The organism is Bradyrhizobium sp. CSA112, assembly GCF_029051645.1.
GTDB lineage: Bacteria > Pseudomonadota > Alphaproteobacteria > Rhizobiales > Xanthobacteraceae > Bradyrhizobium.
This window is the reverse complement of sequence record NZ_JAACFS010000040.1, coordinates 51628-70559: the sequence shown is the minus strand read 5'-3', so window position 1 is coordinate 70559 and position 18932 is coordinate 51628. Positions and strand designations below refer to the sequence as shown.

Sequence of the window (18932 nt, the reverse complement as noted above, 5' to 3'; positions counted from 1 at the left end):
CAGGTCAGGCCGACATCCGGGTTGTCGACATATCGAGCGATATGATCACGCTTTCCGTAGATTGGCCGACCTATCCTCTTACGAACCCCATCAGGCGACGGCCTTGCGCCGATCCCGTACAGAAGCAAGTTCCCGGCGAGTGGATGACGCAAAAGGGATTGACTAATCGAGGCCCGTTACAGAAGCCCGGATGCAGCGAAGCGAAATCCGGGAACGCTGGTGCTATTGGTCCCCGGATTTCGCTTCGCTGCATCCGGGCTACGATCGCCTCACGCCTGCTCCAACTCGGTATGCTCCGGATAGTCCGTATATCCTGCCGCATCGCCGCCGTAGAACGTGGCGCGGTTATACGGCGTCAGCGGGAAGCCGCGCTGCAGGCGGCGCGGCAAATCCGGGTTGGAAATGAAGATGCGGCCGAATGCGACCGCGTCGGCATGGCCATCCCGGATCGCTGCATCCGCAGTTTCGCCCGTAAAGCCGCCGGCGGTGATCAGCACGCCTTTCCAGATCGGGCGGAACAGCACCATCGCGGACGGCACGTTCTGATGGTTGACCTCGGCGCGGCCGGCGCCGGAGGAGCGCGGCTCGATGAAATGCAGATACGCCAGCCCAAGCGGATTGAGCTGCTCAACAGCATATGTGTAGAGCGGCATCGGGTCCGGCTCGCCGCTGCCATTGGCGACGCCGTAGGGCGACAGCCGTACGCCGACGCGGTTCGCGCCCCAGACCTCCACCGCGGCCTTCGTCACTTCCATCAGGAAACGCGTGCGGTTCGGAATCGAGCCGCCATACTGATCGGTGCGCAGGTTGGTGTGCGACTGCAGAAACTGCTCGATCAGATAGCCGTTGGCGCCATGCACCTCGACGCCGTCAAAGTCGGCCGCAAGCGCGTTCTTTGCGGCCTGACGGTAGGCGTCGACCACACCGGGAATTTCCGACGTCTCAAGCGCGCGCGGCGTCTCGTAGGGGACAGCCTTGCCGTCTGCCGTCCCGGTCTTCAGATCGGCGATCGGCACTGCCGACGGCGCGACCGGCAACGCGCCGCCCGGCTGGAACGAGGAATGCGAAACGCGCCCGACATGCCAGAGCTGCAGAAAAATGATGCCGCCCTTGGCGTGAACGGCATCGACCACCTCACGCCAGCCTGCGATCTGCTGCTCGGTGTAGATGCCGGGCACGCCGGGGCTGCCGAATCCCGTTTCCATCACTGGCGAAGCTTCGGCGATGAGCAATCCGCCCGGCGTCGCGCGCTGGGCGTAATATTCCGCGTTCAGCGGCCGCGGCGCGAGCGAAGGCCTGGTCGCCCGCATGCGCGTCAACGGCGCCAGCGCGAGGCGATGCTTGAGCTGGTATGGACCGACCTTGAGCGGCGAAAACAACGATGGATAATTCATGTCTATTCCGGGACCCCGTGTTGATACGGATATGTAACCGCTTCAGCTTGTTCGTAAAAGATGCGGGTGGCAATCTCGCCGCGTGCTGCAGAAGAGCAACTCATCCATGCCGAAACCGCGCGCCACAACGCTGCCTTCCCTGAGCGTCCGGATCGATCTGGCTGACGAGGGGCGCATCGGACCCGGCAAGATTCAGTTGCTGGAGAATATCGAAGCCTGCGGCTCGATCTCGGCGGCCGGCCGCGCAATGGACATGTCCTACAAGCGCGCCTGGGACCTGGTCGACGAGATCAACCGGATATGCCGCCAGGCTGCTGTGGAACGACAGACCGGCGGCAAGAATGGCGGCGGCGCGGTACTGACGCCGTTCGGCACGTCGTTGGTCGCGCGCTACCGCAAGATTGAACGCAATGCTGCCAGCGCCGCGCGCAAGGAGCTTGAGGCGCTGCGCAAGGACATCGGTCGGCCAAAGAAGGCAACCGGCCGACAAGCAGCGCGGTAAACGGACAACGGCGGCCGAAGCCGCCGCATCCACGGGCCGGAGAGCGTCTCAGGCCGTCTTGATCCAGACCGCCTTGACGTTGAGATATTCCTCGACGTGCTGCTTGCCGGACTCGCGGCCGTAGCCGCTCATCTTGTAGCCGCCGAACGGCACGGCCGGGTCCATCGTCTGATAGCAGTTGACCCAGACCGAGCCGGCGCGGAGCGCCTTTGCAACCTGATGTGCCTTGCTGACATTGGTGGTCCAGACGCCGCTACCCAGCCCGAACGTCGTGGCATTGGCGCGCTTGACCAGCTCGTCGGTATCCTCAAAGGAAATCGCCGAGATCACCGGGCCGAAGATTTCCTCCTGCGCAATCCGCATATTGTCCTGCACATTGGCGAACACCGTCGGCTGCACGAAATAGCCCTTTGATAGCGCGCCTTCGGTCAAACGGCCGCCGCCAGCCAACGCCCTGGCGCCTTCCTTCTGGCCGATATCGAGATAGTCGCTGACGCGGTCCATCTGTTGCTGCGACACTAGCGGACCGATCTGCGTGTTGGGATCGAGGCCGTTGCCGACCTGCAGCTTCTTGCCGAACTCGGCGACGCGGCCGACGAATTCGTCATAGACCTTCTGCTCGACGAACAACCGCGTGCCGGCACTGCAGATCTGCCCCGAATTGGCGAACACCGCCATTGCAGCGCCCGGCACCGCCGCGTCGAGGTCGGCATCGGCGAACACGATGTCCGGCGACTTGCCGCCAAGCTCTAGCGATACGCGCTTGAGGTTGCCGGCGGAGGCGCGGATGATCGACTGGCCGGTGATGTGCGAGCCGGTGAAGGCGACCTTGTCGACATCGGGATGTGATGCCAGCGCCGCGCCCGCAGTCTCGCCATAGCCGGGCACCACGTTGACGACACCCGGCGGGACGCCGGCTTCCATGCAGAGCTCGGCGAGCCGCAGCGAGGTCAGCGGCGCCTCTTCGGCAGGCTTCAGCACCACGGTGCAGCCGGTTGCGATTGCAGGCCCGATCTTCCACACGGTCGCAGCAAGCGGCCCGTTCCAGGGAATGATCGCCCCGACCACCCCGACCGGCTCCTTCAGCGTGTAGGAGAAAACGTCGCCGGGCAGCGAGTTCTCGATGGTCTCGCCGTGCAGCGCCGTCGCCTGGCCAGCGTAGTAGCGGAGCATGCCGAGCACGCGCAGTCTGTTGCCGCGGGTACGGCTGATCGGGGCGCCCATGTCGACGGTGTCGAGCTGCGACAGCTCCTCAAAGTTCTTCTCGACGAGATCAGCGATCTTCAGCAGCAGGCCCTGCCGCTCATACGGCTTGACCTTGCTCCATGGCCCCTCGAAGGCGCGGCGGGCCGCCGCCACGGCGCGATTGATGTCCTCCGCGTCACCCTCGGCGACGGTCGCAAGCAACTCGCCGGTCGCGGGGTTATGCGTCTCGAACCGCTTGCCGGAAGCAGCGTCGATCCACTGGCCGTCGATCAGCATCTTTTTGTAGGAGCCATCCGCGTAGGGATGGCGCGTGATCGGAATTGCCTGCGTGACAGCCATGTTTACACTCCCTTGATACCAATTGAAATTCTGCGATCGTTATATTCTGATATCTATAACGATGACATGAAACCGTAAAGCGGACGGCAGGCGGGAGAAAGTCGCCGAAGCGAAGATCTCCCATGTCTATTCGTACATGGTAAGCTAAGGGCACCAGCCTGCGAATACACACCTCATATCTGTCCGGAGAATGACGATGCCCCATCCTGCAATGTCGCCAAATCATGTTGCCGTGATCACCGGGGGCGCATCCGGTATCGGGCTCGCCGCCGCCATGCGCTTCGCCGGCCTCGGTATGAAAGTCTGCATTGCCGATATCGGGGAAGACCGGCTCGCTGCGGCTTCTGCCAGGCTGGCATCCGCCGCAAGCGGCGGGGTGGCCGATGTCATGACCGCCTCCGTGGACGTCAGCCGCTTCGATGAGGTGGCGGGCCTGGAAGCCGCGGTGCAAAAACGGTTCGGCGGTACCGACATCCTGATGAACAATGCCGGGATCGGTCCCGACAGCAACAGTTTTGGCCCGCTGGAGAACTGGCAGCACATCCTCGCGGTGAATCTTTGGGGCGTCATCCACGGCACGCAGGCCTTTGCGCCCCGCATGATCGAGCGCGCCCGGCCCGGGCTGATCATCAACACCGGTTCCAAGCAGGGCATCACGACGCCGCCCGGCAATCCCGCCTACAACGTCTCGAAGGCCGGCGTGAAGGCGCAGACGGAGGCGCTGCAGCACGAGTTGCGGAACATACCGGGCTGCAGGATCAGCGCGCATCTGATGATCCCCGGTCACGTCTTCACTCCATTGACCGCGCGCGGCCGCACCGAGAAGCCGCCCGGCGCCTGGACACCGGAGCAGACCGTCGACTTCATGATCGCCCGCATCGACGCCGGCGATTTCTACATCCTCTGCCCGGACAATGACGTGCCGCGGCAACTCGACGAGCGGCGCATGCTGTGGGCGATCGGCGATATTGCGGAAAATCGTCCCGCGCTGTCGCGCTGGCATCCGGATTATGCGGATGCGTTTGCGAAGTTCGCGAAGGGGGAATGAGCGGGCGAAGTGCCCCTCTCCCCTTGTGGGAGAGGGTGGATCGAATGAGCGTCAGCTCATTCGAGACGGGTGAGGGGTTCTCTCCGCGGATAGAAACCCCTCATCCGGCGCTGCGCGCCACCTTCTCCCACAAGGGGAGAAGGGAAGAAGATGCCACCATCGCTACAGCGTTTCCTGCTTGTGGCCGCATTGCTTGCAGGCGAACTTGACGCGGGTCGCGCCCTTCTCGGCCTGCAGGCGGTTCGGCGCGCCGCATTTTCCGCAGGTGGTCTCGATCCTGGTGTTGCCCTGCTTGACGACGAGGGCCTTCTTTTCCATCGTCTCGCGGATCAGGCGCTCGGCCTCCTCGCGCATCGCTTGCTTCGACATCGCACTGCCCTGTCATGAACCGCCATGGGGGGCGGTCTTATCACAGTCGCAACGCGTTGCGTAAGTCGGGCGCGAAAAATCGCGTGACTGAACGTCAAATTGTATCCGGCGTCAGCGCCAGCAGGCGTCGCACCAGGGCGAGTGCGGTTTCCGTGGCCGGATCGGCCGAAATCACGGGAACCGCAAGCACGATGACGTCGATCGGGTCGTGCGACAGGACAATGAGATGCGTCGCGCTGCTAGCCGCCAGCAGCGACATGACGCGCTCGACGGCCGGATCGGACGATATCAGACCCCACGGCGCGTCAGAGCGGCGCAGCACCCGCCGGGTCGACAGGAAATCGCGCAGCAGCGCGGGATCGTAGGCCAGGAGTTCGCTCTCGCGATAGCGCCGGGCACTCTCGAAGAGCGGATGACGCGCAAGTTCAGATATCAGCGCGTCGCGGGTTCGGGCCGGCGACGCCGCGACGGAATTAAGAACGCCGGGCACTTGCGATTCGAAGTGAGCGCGGAGCGCGTCTGCCATCAGCCCGATGGTGAGAACGCCGGCGATCGCAATGGCGCAAAATCGCATGACCTGCGCCGCATCGACATCCGGCGCGACAAACGCCGCGGCAATACCGAGCAGCGCCGAACTTGACAACCGCAACGCCGTCATCAGAAGCGCTTGCCGCTGCGTCTCCGCACCGCGTTCCGCGATCAGAATTGCGGTAACGACCAGCAGTGCCCCCAACGCCCCGAGTCGGACCGGGATATCCGGCATCAATACCCTGAAATCGGTGGCGATGAAGGGAATGACGAGGATGGCGCCAACGGCGACGCGCCCGATGCTGCGGTTCTCGGACGCCATCAGCGTCTTCTGGTCGCGCGTCGCCAGCAGCCAGGCGCAGATTGCAAAGCCACCAAGCTGGAACAAGGCAAGCAGGATGGCAGCGGGCGTGACAAAGGGCTCCAATCCGACCGCGCCGGCGAGACCGAGCGCGATGCCGCCGGTCAAAATCGCAATCTTGGCCCGGCGCGGGGCATGACGCCGCAGGAGCCCTTCGGTGACGATCAAGGCGCCGAGCGGAATCAGCGCGGCCGGAATCGCCGACAGATTATTGAGCCCCACGCTGCCGCTCCACCACGCGGTGCCACGCACCAGGAACAGCAATGCGATAATGCCGAGCGCGACCAAAAGGCGCCGGGTCAGCGGCCCCTTGGGATCACGCCGGTAGAGCGTGACCATCGCGACGCCAAGCCCGATCGCGCCGCAGAGATTGACGATGGAATCGGCGATCATGCCAGATGTCATTTCACCTGGTGTCATCGGCCGTTCCCTCGCCAAGGCCGCAAGCTGCCGAACGGACGCGTGTCGTCGAGCCAGTGAACCATAGGCAGTATCAGCCGCTGCAGCGCCAGCACGGCGGAGGCAGCGAGCAGCGCCGGCAGCGAACCGGCCGGCACATCCCGCTGTATATAGCGGCGGGCGCCGGCGAGATCGATGCGGCCGAGCTGAAGGACGTCGTCGCCCCTGGCGTAATCGAGCTCGCGCATGCACCAGGCGTTATATTGCTCGTCGCGATGTTTTGGCGCCGCGTCATAGGATTTCTTCAGCGCGTCCGATCCGCCGGTATAGGCATCGGTGATGACGAAACGCGCCTCGTCGAACCCCGCCTCGCCGCCGACACCGAACACTGCGCGATGTTCGCGCATGATTCCGCGCGCCAGTTGCAGATGCGCGAAGCTTCGGCGCGCGCCTGCATCCGGCGACGGAAACACGTCCGAGAACGTGTCGCAGACCATGCCGAACACCGCCGGCACCTGCGTGACGTTCGAAATCCATTTCGGGCGCAAGCCGTCGCGCGCGAACAGCACCAGCGTGGTCAAGCCATACAGCACCCAGGACAGCCCCTGCCCCTGCACGTCGGGATCGACCATGACCAGGCCGAGATGGGTGACTTGCTGCGGCTCGCCGTCGAGTTCGACCGACATTACCGACAACGCATTGAAGGCGATCGGGCGTCCCGTCGCCTCCTCGGAAATCAGCGTAACGATGGCGCGCGACAGCCGTTCGCGCTCTCCGGAGAAGATGCCATAGGTCAGGTCGCCGGCCGGCAGCGTCTTGCCGGCCACGGTGCGCAATCGCGAGACCAGCTCGTCGAGATCCGCCTGGGAAAGCGCGAGCCCCGGGCTTTCAACGATCCGCGTCGTCAATCCCGAGTGGGTGCGCAAGGAGAGATCGATGGCCGGCTGATGAAATGCCTTCAGCCAGAAAGCGGCATAGCTGCTCAGACGGCCGGCCGCAGAACGGACCTGCCGCAGACCATGACGGATCGCTGAATCGCCGCTCCAGAAAAACGCCATGCCACTTGCCCGTACTTGGGCGGGATTGGTGCACCAGGCCTGTTAAGGAGCCATGAGTACGACACGTTACGGTGGCAGGAGGGTAAACGATGTGTTGGTGACGTCAAACTCCCCTGCAAGACGGGCTAACGGCGGATGCCGAAACATCCGCCGCCCGCCTTCGCCAGCACCGCGTCACAGGTTACGCGGTCTTGGAAATTAAGCGATCTTGGAAATCAAGCGGTCTTGGAAATCTCCATCAGCAGCCGCTCGGCCTTGCCGTCCTCATCGGCTTCGCTCGCAACTCATGCCGGATTTCTGCGCCCGCGCCAGTTAAGGAGCGATAACTCGATCACCTTTAGGTTGCGGCAGGGTAAACGATGCTTCAATGACACGCAGCGGATGCGCTGCAATCAGGCCGGTCGCCCGACGCAGTCAGGCGCGCAGTCGGCAGGCCGGTTGCCATCATCGTTCGACAAGAGCGAGCACAAGCCCATCGGCAGCAGCAAGAAGAAGCCCGCGCAGAGTGCTCCATTCATGACCTCTGGCGGCACTGTCGGTGAGAACATCATCTTGAACAGGGCGAGAACCAGGCCGATGGCACCCATCATACCGATTGCTGCGGCCAGGAATGCTCTCAAGAGCGGCGGCAAGCCCCGTGCGAGGTACCCGTCCACGAGCCCGGTGATCGCCGATACAGGCAAGGTGATGAGAAAGGACGCCGTTACGCATAATGCAACGAAAGCATCGTCGACCGGACCCGCGATGGCGACAGCAACCATCAACACTGCAAGCGCGACCAGCGAAGGCCCCAGCAGAAGAAACATCACGGTTCGCTTCATTGAAGTCGATCCTTCCTTTGAGTCTTCCGGCGCGAAGCCGGACTGCAGCGATTTCTGGATCATCCAGAGATCTGGAGCTATGCCGCCGACGGACGACAGATGCCGAAACATCCGCCGCCCGCCTTCGCCAGCACCGCGTCACAGGTTACGCGGCCTTGGAAATCAAGCAGCCTTGGAGACTTCCATCAGCAACCGTTCGGCCTTGGCGTCCTCGATGCGGTTCACCAGCTTGCCGCTCTCGTGCATATCGCGCACGGTCTTGGTCAGGGTGACGCAGGACTGCACCAGCATCACGATGCCCATTGCGAGATAGCCCTTGATCCAGAGATCGAGCGGCAGGAAGAACACGCCGATGGCGACCATGAAGGCCGAGGCGGAGAACGAAACGTAGGTGAAGGTAACCCAGGCACCGCTGTGGGGTTGGACGTTCTGGTTCATGATAATCTCCTGTTTGATATGGGTTTAATCGATCAAGTTCAGTTTCAGGCAGCTTGCGTGCGTTTTGCGTTCAGCCGCGCGAGCACGTCGTCCGCGGTTGATTTCAGCCGGGGGCCAAAGCCCTGCTCGGCGAGTTTCTCGGCGGTCGCGAGCGGACCGCTGGCGGCATCGAGCTCGATCAAGGCGTCGGCGGCGGCCTGGGCTTCGATCTGCCGTTCGCGCAGCCGCTTCAGCGTGTTCTCCGCTTCCGGCAGCGTGGATTCGTAAGGGCGCGCGGCTTCGACGCCGCCCCTGCGCAGCGCGCGAACCGCTTCTGACGCGCGAGCGATGCGACGGCCACGATCGAGCTCGGTGATCCGCGCCTCGGCGTTACTGACCTGGCGCTTCATGCGCGTGATTTCAGACGCAAACAGCGTCCGCGCGGTCATCGCGGCGTCGCGGTCGGCCTCGAGATTGGCGATTGCCTGCGCCGCTTCGCGAGCGAGATCTTCCCTTCCGCCATCGAGCGCGGCGGTGGCACGGACCTCGAGATCGGCGATCCGAGCATTCGTGGCGTCGAGGCGGCGACCCTCCTGCTGGTCGCCGGCGATCGCCAGCGCCAGCGAGCGCTTGGAGCGCTCCACGGCCGCGGCCGCATCGCGCATCTGCTGGTCGAGAATGAGAAGCGCCGAGCGGTCTTCCAGCTCCTCCCCCGCTGCAGCCACGCTGCCTCGGAAAAGCGTCAAAACAGTTTTGAACATTGGTAGCTCCCTGTGTTATGAGCGTTGCTCATGAATCAGATGTATCACCAGTTTGAGCGTTGCTCAAGAATTATTTTGAGCGTCGCTCAAGAAATTGGTAAAAAATGTCTAAAGCATTGGAAAGACGAGCTAAACTTCGGGAAGAGCTGATCCAGGCGGCGGAAAGAAGCATCACCGCGGGCGGTCTGGCCGGTCTGAAGACCCGGGAGCTGGCGCGGCAAATCGGCGTCGCCAACGGCGCGGTCTACAATCTCGTCGAGGATGTGGACGAACTGATCCTGCGGGTGGGATCGCAGACGCTCGCGCGGCTGGACGCTTCGCTTACTGCGGCTGAAAGCAACGGCCCGGCGTCGCCGCGCGAAACGCTGGTACGCATCGCGGTCGCCTATTGCGATTTCGCCGCGGAAAATCTCGAACTATGGCGCGCGCTGTTCGAGCACCGGATGGCGCCGGGCAAGCCGGTTCCGGAATGGGCCATCAGCGAACAGATGGACCTGTTCCGCCATATCTATCATCCGCTCGCCGAACTGTTTCCCGAGCGAACGCCGGCCGAGCTGGGCGTGACGGCGCGCAGCCTGTTCTCCGCCGTTCACGGCATGGTGCTGCTCGGGCTCGAACAGAAGTTGATTGCGGTGCCGGTCGATGCGTTGCGGAAGGAGATTGCGGTCATCGTCGGCGCCATGGTCGATGGGCTGACACCTCCCGTCGTCCCGGGCAAGCGAAGCGCGACCCGGGACCCATAACCACCGATATCAGATCTCTGGCGCGATGGGGCCACAGCTCTGTCCATCGCTGGCAGCGGTGGTTATGGGTCCCGGCGCAAGGCCGGGACGACGTGGTGGGAGTTATGCCCGGCCCACCCGTGACAGGCAGCCTAGGTCTCGATGATGACGTAGCTGTCCTCGGCGTGCACCGGAAACGTCTCGGCGAAGGCCCGTTCTGCAATTCCTCGCCGCTCTCCGCCGCAACCGGATAGAAACGCTCCTCGATTGACAGACAAATCGAACGCCATCCAAATGTCCGCGTAACGAGCACGTCGAACCTGGGGGATAGAATGCAGATGAAATCCGGCAGGCCGGCGATTCTCGCCGTCTCGCTTCTCGCGACAACTGCATCCGCCGCATCGGCCGCTTCCGCAACGGTCAACGGCCAGGCCGCGCTGGCGCTGGCCGGCGTCGTGGCGCTGTATTCGCCGCTCCTGACCTCGGATGAGCGGGAAGCCGTCTCGGCACTCTTCGTCGGGCAGAGCGGCGTGCGCTACGCCAAGAAGATTTCGGTCACCGCCGACAAGATCGTCTGCAGGGTCAGCAATGTCGACATCACCGCACGCTCCTGCGAACTGACGTTCAAGGGCGCCAAGCAAACCATCACCGGACGGCGGGCGAGCGAAATCTTTGCGACCGAAGTCATGGCCGGCATACCCGCTGATAGCGCCGCCGGATCGGTGGTCGAAAGCCTCTCGAGGCTCAACTGCACGCTCGACCCGGCCGAGATCAGAAAAAAGGCCGGCGGCGGCGCTGATTGTACGTTCGAGACGGGGAATTGAGGCTTCTTCCTTCTCCCCTTGTGGGAGAAGGTGGATCGCTGACGCGAAGCGGCAGCGAGACGGATGAGGGGTCTGTCTCCGTGGAGAGAACCCCTCATCCGGCGGATTACATCCGCGCCACCTTCTCCCACAAGGGGAGAAGGGAAGAAGCCGCGCGATTGACAGATCAATCCATCCCCCATCCAAATGTCTACCCAAGAACATCGAACAGGGCGGACCGCGTGGCGGGCAACGAACAAGAAACTTACGAATGCGACGCGCTGGTGGTGGGCTCGGGCTGCGGCGGGATGTCGGCCGCGGTCACCGCGGGGCATCATGGCCTCAACGTTCTCATCGTCGAGAAGGAGCCGCGCTTCGGCGGCACCACCGCGCGCTCGGGAGGCTGGCTGTGGATTCCCGGCACCTCACTGGCGAAAGCCTGGGGCATCGAGGAGAGCCCTGAACAGGCGAAGACTTATTTGCGGCATGAGGCCGGCAACAGTTTCGACGCCGCGCGGGTCGATGCGTTCCTGAGCGAAGGGCCGAAGGCCGTCGATTTTTTCACAAGCAAGACGGCGGTGCGCTTCGACATGCCGCTGACCTTTCCGGATTATCACGCCGAAGCGCCCGGCGGTGCACAGGGCGGCCGCTCGATGGTAACCCGGCCGTTCGACGGCCGCGAGCTAGGCGAGCAAATCAAGAACCTCGGCAGTCCCCTGCCCGAACTGACCGTGTTCGGCATGATGCTAGGCTCCGGCAAGGAGATCATCCACTTCATGCGCGCGACAAAGTCGCTGGCCTCGGCGCTCTACGTCGCCAACCGCCTGTCGCGGCATGCGATCGACGTGCTGCGCCATGGCCGCGGCATGACGTTGACCAACGGCAATGCGCTGGCCGGGCGTCTGGCGAAGTCGGCGTTCGACCTGAAGATTCCGTTGTGGCTGTCGTCCCCGGTACTCGAGTTGATCGTGGAAGGCGGCGCGGTGCGCGGCGCGATCGTCGAACGCCATGGAAAGCTGGTTCGGGTCAACACGAAGCGTGGCGTGGTGCTCGCCTGCGGCGGCTTTCCGCATGACGTTGCAAGACGCAAGGCGATGTTCCCACATGCGCCTGATGGCACCGAGCATTTCTCGCCGGGCCCCACCGGCAACACCGGCGATGGATTGCGCCTGGCGGAGACTGCCGGCGGCCGCATCGAGGACACGCTGCCGAACGCGGCGGCCTGGGTGCCGGTATCGATCACCGAGCGCAAGGACGGCAGCAAGGGTGTGATGCCGCACTTCATCGACCGCGCCAAACCCGGCGTCATTGCGGTGATGCGCGACGGCAGGCGTTTTGCCAATGAAGGCAATTCCTATCATGACTTCGTGCAGGCGATGGTGAAGGCGGCCAAACCCGGCGAGGAGATCACGGCGTATCTCGTGTGCGATCACCGCGCGCTGAGGAAATACGGCCTTGGATGCGTGCCGCCTTTTCCGATGCCGCTGCGCCATCATCTCGCGACCGGCTATCTCAAGCGCGGCACCACGCTCGCTGACCTCGCCGACCGGACCGGCATCGATCGACAGGGGCTCGAGGCAACGATCGCCGAGTTCAACGCCTCAGCATCGGACGGGCGCGATCCCACGTTCGGCAAGGGATCGCGCGCCTATAACCGCTACCAGGGCGACGCCCTGCACGGCCCGAACCCCTGCGTCGCGCCGATCAAGGACGGACCGTTTTATGCGATCAAGCTGGTGGTCGGCGATCTCGGCACCTATGCCGGCATCCGGACCGACGCGCACGCGCGTGCACTCGACGAACATAATCAGCCGATCGCGGGCCTTTATGCTGCCGGCAACGACATGGCCAGCATCATGGGCGGCAACTATCCCGGCGCCGGCATCACGCTCGGACCTGCGCTGACGTTCGGCTACATCGCAGGCAAGCATATCGCGGGAGCGGCTGCGCCCTAGAAACGTCTGGAGCTGGAACGAACGTCGATCGATTCAATTGTCTCGAATCGAACCGGAGATCGTTCCATGCGCGCGTACCGCCTGTCCGCAGCCCTCGCTGTCATCGCCTTCACTCCCGCACTCGCTTTTGCCGGCGATACCGAGTGGCGGCGCTACGTGATCGCAAGCACCGGGACCAGCGTCGACATGCCGGTCTCGATCTTTACCAGCGATGCCGGACCGCCTGACGGCGGAACCGGACGACGGTTTTTCACCGAAGACCGCCGCGCCGACCTGACTGTGCAATCCGTTCCCAATCCGGAGAACTATTCGCCCGCCACATTCCTGACCAAGCAGCGCCCGCCCGCCGGCATCATCTACAAACGGATCACGCCTGAGTTCTTCGTGGTGTCCAGCATTCGCAAGGACCGGATCTGGTACAACCGCTGCAACCGCGGCAACGGCACCATTGACTGCGTGCTGATCAATTATCCCGCTGCAGAAAAACGCCAGTGGGACAGTGTGGTTACGCGGATAAGCCACACGCTGCGAAGTTAGCGCGGTCCGCGTGACCGGATTTTAGGCAATCGGGAAAAGCCGGCAGTTCTGTTCCGAGGTGAGGAACCGCCGCGCGTGCACTGCGTTGCCGAGGGTCGCCATTAGTAACCGCGAGGTTGTTTAGTGAATCGCAGGAATTTCCTCGCTGCTTCCGCGTTGCCGTTGGTATCCGGAGTAGCGCCGGGGCTTTTGTCCCCCGCCCATGCCCAGCCGGCGCCGTTCGACCGATCCATCGTCCGGCAAATGGCGCGCGACCTCGCAAGCAAGCCCTACAAGGCGCCCAGCGAGAAGCTGCCCGACAATCTCGCCAATATCGACTACGATCGTTACCGCGCGATCCGGTTCTTGCCGGAGCGCGCACTCTGGCGCGGCGAGAAACTTGCCTTCGAAGCGCAGTTCTTCCATCGCGGGTTCTTCTACAAGAACCGGGTCGACATCTTCGAAGTGAAGGACGGCAAAGCGTCGATCATTCCCTACCAGCCCGATCTGTTTTCGTTCGGCGATCTGGCGCCACCGGGGCCGGCGGTGGATCTCGGCTTTGCCGGCTTCCGGCTGCATGCGCCGATCAACAAGCCGGACTACTACGACGAGGTCTGTGTCTTTCTCGGCGCGAGCTATTTCCGTGCGGTGGCCAAAGGCCAATTGTACGGCCTTTCGGCGCGCGGCCTGTCGATCAACACCGGCGAAGCCAAGGGCGAAGAATTCCCGTTCTTCAAAACGTTCTGGATCGAGAAGCCGGCATCAGGCGCCAATTCCATCGTCGTGCATGCACTGCTCGACAGCGAGAGCGCCGCTGCAGCCTATCGGCTCACCATCCGGCCGGGTGAGACCACCGTGTTCGATGTTGAGATGGCGATCTATCCGCGCGTGGATTTAACTCATGCGGGCCTCGCGCCGATGACCAGCATGTTCTTCTTCGGACCGAACGACCGCAAGGACGTCGAGGACTTCCGTCCCTCGGTCCACGATTCCGATGGGCTTGCGATCTTCAACGGCCGCGGCGAGGAGCTTTGGCGGCCGCTGCATAATCCGACGGATCTGCAAGTCTCTTCGTTTGCCGATCTCAACCCGCGGGGCTTCGGCCTGATGCAGCGTCAAAGGGATTTTGCCGCTTTCCAGGACCTGGAATCGAATTTCGAGCGCCGGCCGAGCCTGTGGGCGGAGCCGATCGGCGATTGGGGCGAAGGCGCGGTGAAGCTGCTCGAAATCCCCACCAAGGAAGAGATTCACGACAACATTGCCTCGTTCTGGCTTCCCAAAAATCTGTTACCTGCCAAGGGCGAGCACACCTACACCTATCGTTTGCACTGGGGACCGGGTGCGCCGAAGTCCACGTCGCTCGCGCGATTTTCCCGAACCGGCATCGGCGCGCGGGGCGACAACGCCATGATCTTCGTGCTCGACGTGATCGGCGAGCGGCTGAAATCGGTCGATCCGAAAATCCTGCGCGGTGTTGTGACGGCCGAGAAGGCGAAGATCCAGAACATCGTCACCCAGCCAAACCCGGCGACCGGCGGCTGGCGATTGAGCTTCGAGCTGTTGAAGGAAAAGACCCCGGTCGAAATCCGCGCATCGCTCATGCAGGACAATGAGGCGATATCGGAGGCCTGGGTCTATCGATGGATACCGTAGCAAAAGCCCGCGCGCCTGAGACCGGCGAGATCCCGTTGAACGAATTTCTTCCCCGGGAAGCACCGATGGATATGGCGGTGCAGCCGTTGCGGCGGTTTGAGCCGCAACCGGCGCCGCGCTTCGCATCGATGTGGGCCCGGCGCGGCTTCGTCCTGACCGGCACCGCGATCCTGACAGCGGCGGGCTGTTACGAGATGTACCGGGTTCTCCAGGTCGGCGGTGTCACGGTTTTGGAATCGATCATTCTTGCGCTGTTCGTGCTGCTGTTTGCATGGATCGCTTTCTCCTTCATGTCCGGGCTGGCCGGCTTCTTCGTGCTGCTGGTGAGGAAAAAGAACGAGCTCGGCATCGACCCCAGCACTCCCCTGCCCGCGATCCACAGCCGGACCGCAATGCTGCTGCCGACCTACAACGAGGACCCCCACCGTGTCCTGGCGAGATTGCGCGCAACCTATGAATCCGTCGCCGAGACCGGGCACGGCGCGCAGTTCGACTGGTTTGTGCTGAGCGACACCACCGATCCCGCGACCTGGATCGCCGAGGAAAAATGCTTTCTGAAGCTGCGGCAGGACGTCGGCAGCGCGGCCACGATCTTCTATCGCCACCGCCCCGAGAACACCGCGCGCAAGTCGGGCAATATCGAGGAATGGATCAGGCGGTTCGGCTCCAGATATGAGTGCATGCTGATCCTGGACGCGGATAGTCTGATGACCGGCGACAGCGTCGTTCGCCTCGTTGCCGCCATGGAGGCGCACCCGAAGGCCGCGCTGATTCAGACGCTGCCTGTCATCGTCAATGCGAAATCGCTGTTCGCGCGCTGGCAGCAATTCGCCGGGCGGCTGTACGGTCCGATGCTGGCCGCGGGGATCGCGTGGTGGCACGGCTCCGAAGGCAATTACTGGGGACACAACGCCATCATTCGCGTCCGTGCCTTTGCGCAATATGCGGGACTGCCCGAACTCAGGGGACGCAAGCCGTTCGGCGGGCATATTATGAGCCACGACTTCATCGAGGCGGCATTGATGCGGCGTGGCGGCTGGGCGATCCACATGGCGCCGACGCTTCGCGGCAGCTACGAGGAATCTCCGCCGACGCTTTCGGATTTCGCCGCCCGCGACCGGCGCTGGTGCCAGGGCAATCTGCAGCATCTGGCGCTGCTGCCGACCCGCGGCTTTCACTGGGTATCGCGGCTTCATCTGCTGACGGGAATCGGATCATATCTCACGGCGCCGCTCTGGCTGATCTTTCTCGTATTCGGAATCCTGGTCTCGTTGCAGGCGCAGTTCGTCCGGCCGGAATATTTCCCGAAGGGATATTCGCTGTTTCCGCAATGGCCGGCACAGGATCCGGTCCTGGCGGCGTGGGTGTTCGCAGGCACGATGGGCATGCTGATCGCGCCGAAGCTGCTGGCCTTCGCCGTGATGCTGACCGATGGCGACACGCGGAGAAAATTCGGCGGCGGTCTGCTGGTGTTGGCCGGCATCATCGCCGAAACGATTCTTTCGGGCCTCACCGCGCCTGTCATGATGATCTTCCAGTCATCCGCCGTCGGAGAAATCCTGTCCGGGCGCGATGCCGGATGGCAGGTGCAACGCCGCGACGATGGCGCGGTCTCGCACCGTGACACGGTCAGCACCTATTCGGTGCCGACATTGTTCGGGATCGCCATGGCCGCCGCCGCCTATGCCGTCTCGCTGCCATTGCTGCTCTGGATGACGCCGGTGATCCTCGGCCTGCTGCTTTCCATTCCGATTGCAATATTGTCGTCATCATCGGGCCCGAACCGCAGCTCCAGATTGTTCAAGACCCCGGAGCAGACCGCGCCGCCACCGGTACTGGCAAGGGCCAATGAACTGGCCAGCGCGCCGCACTCACCGCTCGCCTGCCCGCTGCACGAATTGCGCCGCGATGCCGGTCTGCTCGAAGCGCATCTGAACAATTCCGGACAACGGCCGCGAAAGCGCGGCGAGGTCGATCCGCATCTCGCGATCGCGCGCGCAAAAATCGAAGATGCTCAAACCTTCGAGGAGGCGGCGGGCTTTCTCAGCGCGCGAGAGAAGTTCGCGGTGCTCAAGTCGCCCCCGGTTCTCGCCGTTCTATTCGCCCTGCCAGATTCGGCGTAATTGCAGGACCCACCTTCCTGCTGCTTGAGATTGAAAGGCGGCTGCCGTCATCCCGGGTGCATCCTTGCACCCCGGATGCATCCTTGGCCCATGCGGCAAATCTGCTAGACTGCTGGCCCGAGAGGCGAAAATGCAAGCGCCTGGACCAGAGCGAAGACTTGCAGCGGTTCTTGCCGCCGACATGGTCGGCTACAGCCGGCTGATGGAGGCCGACGAGGCGGGCACGCTCGCACGTCTCAAGACCCACAGGCTTGAGCTCATTGATCCGGCCATCGCCAAGAACCGCGGTCGCATCATCAAGACAACCGGCGATGGCCTGCTCGTCGAGTTCCAGAGCGTTGCCGACGCGGTACTGTGCGCGGCCGAGGTCCAGCGCAGGATGGCGCGGCGCAACGCCGACGTTTCGCCGGCCCGGTGGATTCAGTTCCGCATCGGCATCAATCTTGGCGACGTGATCGTCGAGGAGAACGACATTTTCGGCGACGGCGTCAATGTCGCGGCGCGTCTCCAGGTGCTTGCCGAGCCGGGCGGCATCTGCATCTCGAGCGCGGTGCGCGATCAAGTCGGCGATCGGCTCGACGACATCGCATTCGAGGATCTCGGCGAGCAGAGCGTCAAGAATATCACCCGCCCGATCCATGTCTTTCGGGTGCGGCTTGACTCAGCCACGATGGTGGCGCTCGAAAGCAGCAAGGAGGCTTCGGCGACACCCGTTACCAGAAAGCCCTCCATCGCGGTGCTGCCGCTGGTGAATATGAGCGGCGATCCGGAGCAGGAATTCTTTGCGGACGGCCTCACCGAGGACATCATCACCGAGCTGTCGCGCTTTCGTGACCTGCTTGTCATCTCACGCAACTCGACCTTCGTGCACAAGGGCAAAGCCGTAAAGGTGCAGGAGGTCGCGCGCGAGCTCGACGTCGAGTATGTGCTCGAGGGCAGCGTGCGCAAGGTCGGCGACCGCGTGCGCGTCACTGTGCAGTTGATCGACGCGCAGACCGACCGGCACATCTGGGCCGAGCGCTACGACCGCAAGCTCGAAGACATCTTCGCCATCCAGGACGAAGTGACCGGCGCAATCGTTGCAACGCTTCCCGGCCGCGTCGAAGCGGCCAGGCAGGAACACGTAAAGCGCAAGCCAACCGATAACATGGCCGCGTATGAATGTGTCCTCGCCGCCAAAGTGCTGCACCACCGCTCGCAGCGCGATGCCAACGCAGAGGCGCAGCTTCTGCTTGATCGCGCCATCGCGCTCGATCCCAATTACGCGCATGCCCATGCCTGGAAGGCCTGCGTACTGGGCCAGACCTGGGTCTATGGATGGTGCGCGGATCGCGACGCCACCTTTCAGCGGGTCGCTGACGAGCTGCAGATTGCGCTGGCGCTGGATGACAACGACAGCGACGTTCACCGCATCCTGGCTGCGGTCAACCTGACGCGCAACGATCATGACAAAGCAGCCTATCATCAGGAACGGGCAATTGCGCTCAATCCGAACTATGATCTGGTCGTGGTGCAGCAGGGCGAGTTTCTGACCTGGCTGGGCCGGCCGGAAGAGGGGATCGACTGGATCAGGAAGGCGATGCGCCTCAATCCGTACCACCCCGAGCGCTTCTGGAACCACCTTGGCCGCGCGCTCTACTGCGCCGAGAGATTCGCGGAAGCGGCCGAAGCCTTCGCGCGGATCACGCGGCCGGACCACACCCATCACGCCTTCCTCGCGGCCATCTTCGCGCAGATGGGCGATAACGTTGCCGCGGCCGCACATGCCGCTGAGGTCGTGAAGCTTGAACCGACTTTCTCGGTGGCCGCCTATCTCGCCACCCAGCACTACAAGCAGGAGACCGACCGCAGGCGGCACGAGGCGGGATTACTGAAAGCCGGGCTACCGGGGTAAGATCGCAGAAGCCTGAGTAGTGCCTAGCCGTGGCTCGCGGCATACAGCCCGCCTTCGCCAAGT

18 protein-coding genes are annotated in these 18932 nt (G+C 63.3%); 9 read left to right on the top strand and 9 right to left on the bottom strand.

Going from position 1 to position 18932, the window contains the following annotated elements; all coding sequences use genetic code 11:
- Positions 1-269: 269 nt before the first annotated feature.
- Entirely contained in the window at positions 270-1394 is a 1125-nt protein-coding gene (locus GWE18_RS36355) for an alkene reductase (protein ID WP_275190462.1), read from the bottom strand.
- 106 nt (positions 1395-1500) lie between these two features.
- Here GWE18_RS36355 and GWE18_RS36350 point away from each other — a divergent pair, with 106 nt between their 5' ends.
- Positions 1501-1896, top strand: a complete 396-nt coding sequence (locus GWE18_RS36350; protein ID WP_275190461.1) for a winged helix-turn-helix domain-containing protein — start codon at positions 1501-1503, stop codon at positions 1894-1896.
- Between the two features lie 48 nt (positions 1897-1944).
- Here the strand turns inward: GWE18_RS36350 and GWE18_RS36345 are convergent, their stop codons facing one another.
- On the bottom strand, positions 1945-3441 hold the full coding sequence (locus tag GWE18_RS36345) for an aldehyde dehydrogenase family protein (RefSeq protein WP_275190460.1): 1497 nt from the start codon (positions 3439-3441) through the stop codon (positions 1945-1947).
- A gap of 196 nt (positions 3442-3637) precedes the next feature.
- On the opposite strand from GWE18_RS36345, the gene GWE18_RS36340 reads away from it, so the two are divergent.
- On the top strand, positions 3638-4489 hold the full coding sequence (locus GWE18_RS36340) for an SDR family NAD(P)-dependent oxidoreductase (RefSeq protein WP_275190459.1): 852 nt from the start codon (positions 3638-3640) through the stop codon (positions 4487-4489).
- Positions 4490-4651: 162 nt separating this feature from the next.
- Here the strand turns inward: GWE18_RS36340 and GWE18_RS36335 are convergent, their stop codons facing one another.
- The 6 genes from GWE18_RS36335 to GWE18_RS36310 form a co-directional block, all read right to left on the bottom strand.
- The gene (locus GWE18_RS36335; protein ID WP_275190458.1) at positions 4652-4858 is read right to left on the bottom strand and encodes a hypothetical protein; all 207 of its coding nucleotides are present in this window, start codon (positions 4856-4858) and stop codon (positions 4652-4654) included.
- 94 nt (positions 4859-4952) lie between these two features.
- Entirely contained in the window at positions 4953-6152 is a 1200-nt protein-coding gene (locus GWE18_RS36330; RefSeq protein WP_275190469.1) for a hypothetical protein, read from the bottom strand.
- An 11-nt stretch (positions 6153-6163) separates the two neighbouring features.
- Positions 6164-7204 carry a hypothetical protein gene (locus tag GWE18_RS36325; RefSeq protein ID WP_275190457.1) on the bottom strand — a complete coding sequence of 347 codons (1041 nt, stop codon included), beginning with the start codon at positions 7202-7204 and terminating at the stop codon, positions 6164-6166.
- Between the two features lie 392 nt (positions 7205-7596).
- Positions 7597-8136, bottom strand: coding sequence for a hypothetical protein (locus GWE18_RS36320; protein WP_275190456.1), 540 nt, complete (start codon positions 8134-8136; stop codon positions 7597-7599).
- Between the two features lie 51 nt (positions 8137-8187).
- Entirely contained in the window at positions 8188-8463 is a 276-nt protein-coding gene (locus GWE18_RS36315; protein WP_057851999.1) for a YiaA/YiaB family inner membrane protein, read from the bottom strand.
- 44 nt (positions 8464-8507) lie between these two features.
- Positions 8508-9203 carry a PspA/IM30 family protein gene (locus GWE18_RS36310; RefSeq protein WP_275190455.1) on the bottom strand — a complete coding sequence of 232 codons (696 nt, stop codon included), beginning with the start codon at positions 9201-9203 and terminating at the stop codon, positions 8508-8510.
- A gap of 104 nt (positions 9204-9307) precedes the next feature.
- Here GWE18_RS36310 and GWE18_RS36305 point away from each other — a divergent pair, with 104 nt between their 5' ends.
- Positions 9308-9946 carry a WHG domain-containing protein gene (locus GWE18_RS36305; RefSeq protein WP_275190454.1) on the top strand — a complete coding sequence of 213 codons (639 nt, stop codon included), beginning with the start codon at positions 9308-9310 and terminating at the stop codon, positions 9944-9946.
- Positions 9947-10077: 131 nt separating this feature from the next.
- Here GWE18_RS36305 and GWE18_RS36300 read toward each other — a convergent pair whose 3' ends face one another.
- Positions 10078-10215 carry a hypothetical protein gene (locus GWE18_RS36300; protein ID WP_275190453.1) on the bottom strand — a complete coding sequence of 46 codons (138 nt, stop codon included), beginning with the start codon at positions 10213-10215 and terminating at the stop codon, positions 10078-10080.
- A gap of 42 nt (positions 10216-10257) precedes the next feature.
- Here GWE18_RS36300 and GWE18_RS36295 point away from each other — a divergent pair, with 42 nt between their 5' ends.
- From GWE18_RS36295 to GWE18_RS36270, 6 genes are all read left to right on the top strand, one after another.
- A complete protein-coding gene (locus GWE18_RS36295; protein ID WP_342804325.1) occupies positions 10258-10749 on the top strand; it encodes a hypothetical protein in 492 nt (163 codons plus the stop codon).
- A gap of 221 nt (positions 10750-10970) precedes the next feature.
- A complete protein-coding gene (locus GWE18_RS36290; protein ID WP_275190452.1) occupies positions 10971-12683 on the top strand; it encodes an FAD-dependent oxidoreductase in 1713 nt (570 codons plus the stop codon).
- A gap of 66 nt (positions 12684-12749) precedes the next feature.
- Positions 12750-13220 carry a hypothetical protein gene (locus tag GWE18_RS36285; RefSeq protein WP_275190451.1) on the top strand — a complete coding sequence of 157 codons (471 nt, stop codon included), beginning with the start codon at positions 12750-12752 and terminating at the stop codon, positions 13218-13220.
- 123 nt (positions 13221-13343) lie between these two features.
- Positions 13344-14852 carry a glucan biosynthesis protein G gene (locus GWE18_RS36280; RefSeq protein ID WP_275190450.1) on the top strand — a complete coding sequence of 503 codons (1509 nt, stop codon included), beginning with the start codon at positions 13344-13346 and terminating at the stop codon, positions 14850-14852.
- Positions 14840-16975 carry a glucans biosynthesis glucosyltransferase MdoH gene (mdoH, locus tag GWE18_RS36275; RefSeq protein ID WP_275190449.1) on the top strand — a complete coding sequence of 712 codons (2136 nt, stop codon included), beginning with the start codon at positions 14840-14842 and terminating at the stop codon, positions 16973-16975. The genes GWE18_RS36280 and mdoH overlap by 13 nt, the downstream gene beginning before the upstream one ends.
- Before the next feature lie 130 nt (positions 16976-17105).
- Entirely contained in the window at positions 17106-18869 is a 1764-nt protein-coding gene (locus GWE18_RS36270) for an adenylate/guanylate cyclase domain-containing protein (RefSeq protein ID WP_275190448.1), read from the top strand.
- Positions 18870-18932: the final 63 nt, after the last annotated feature.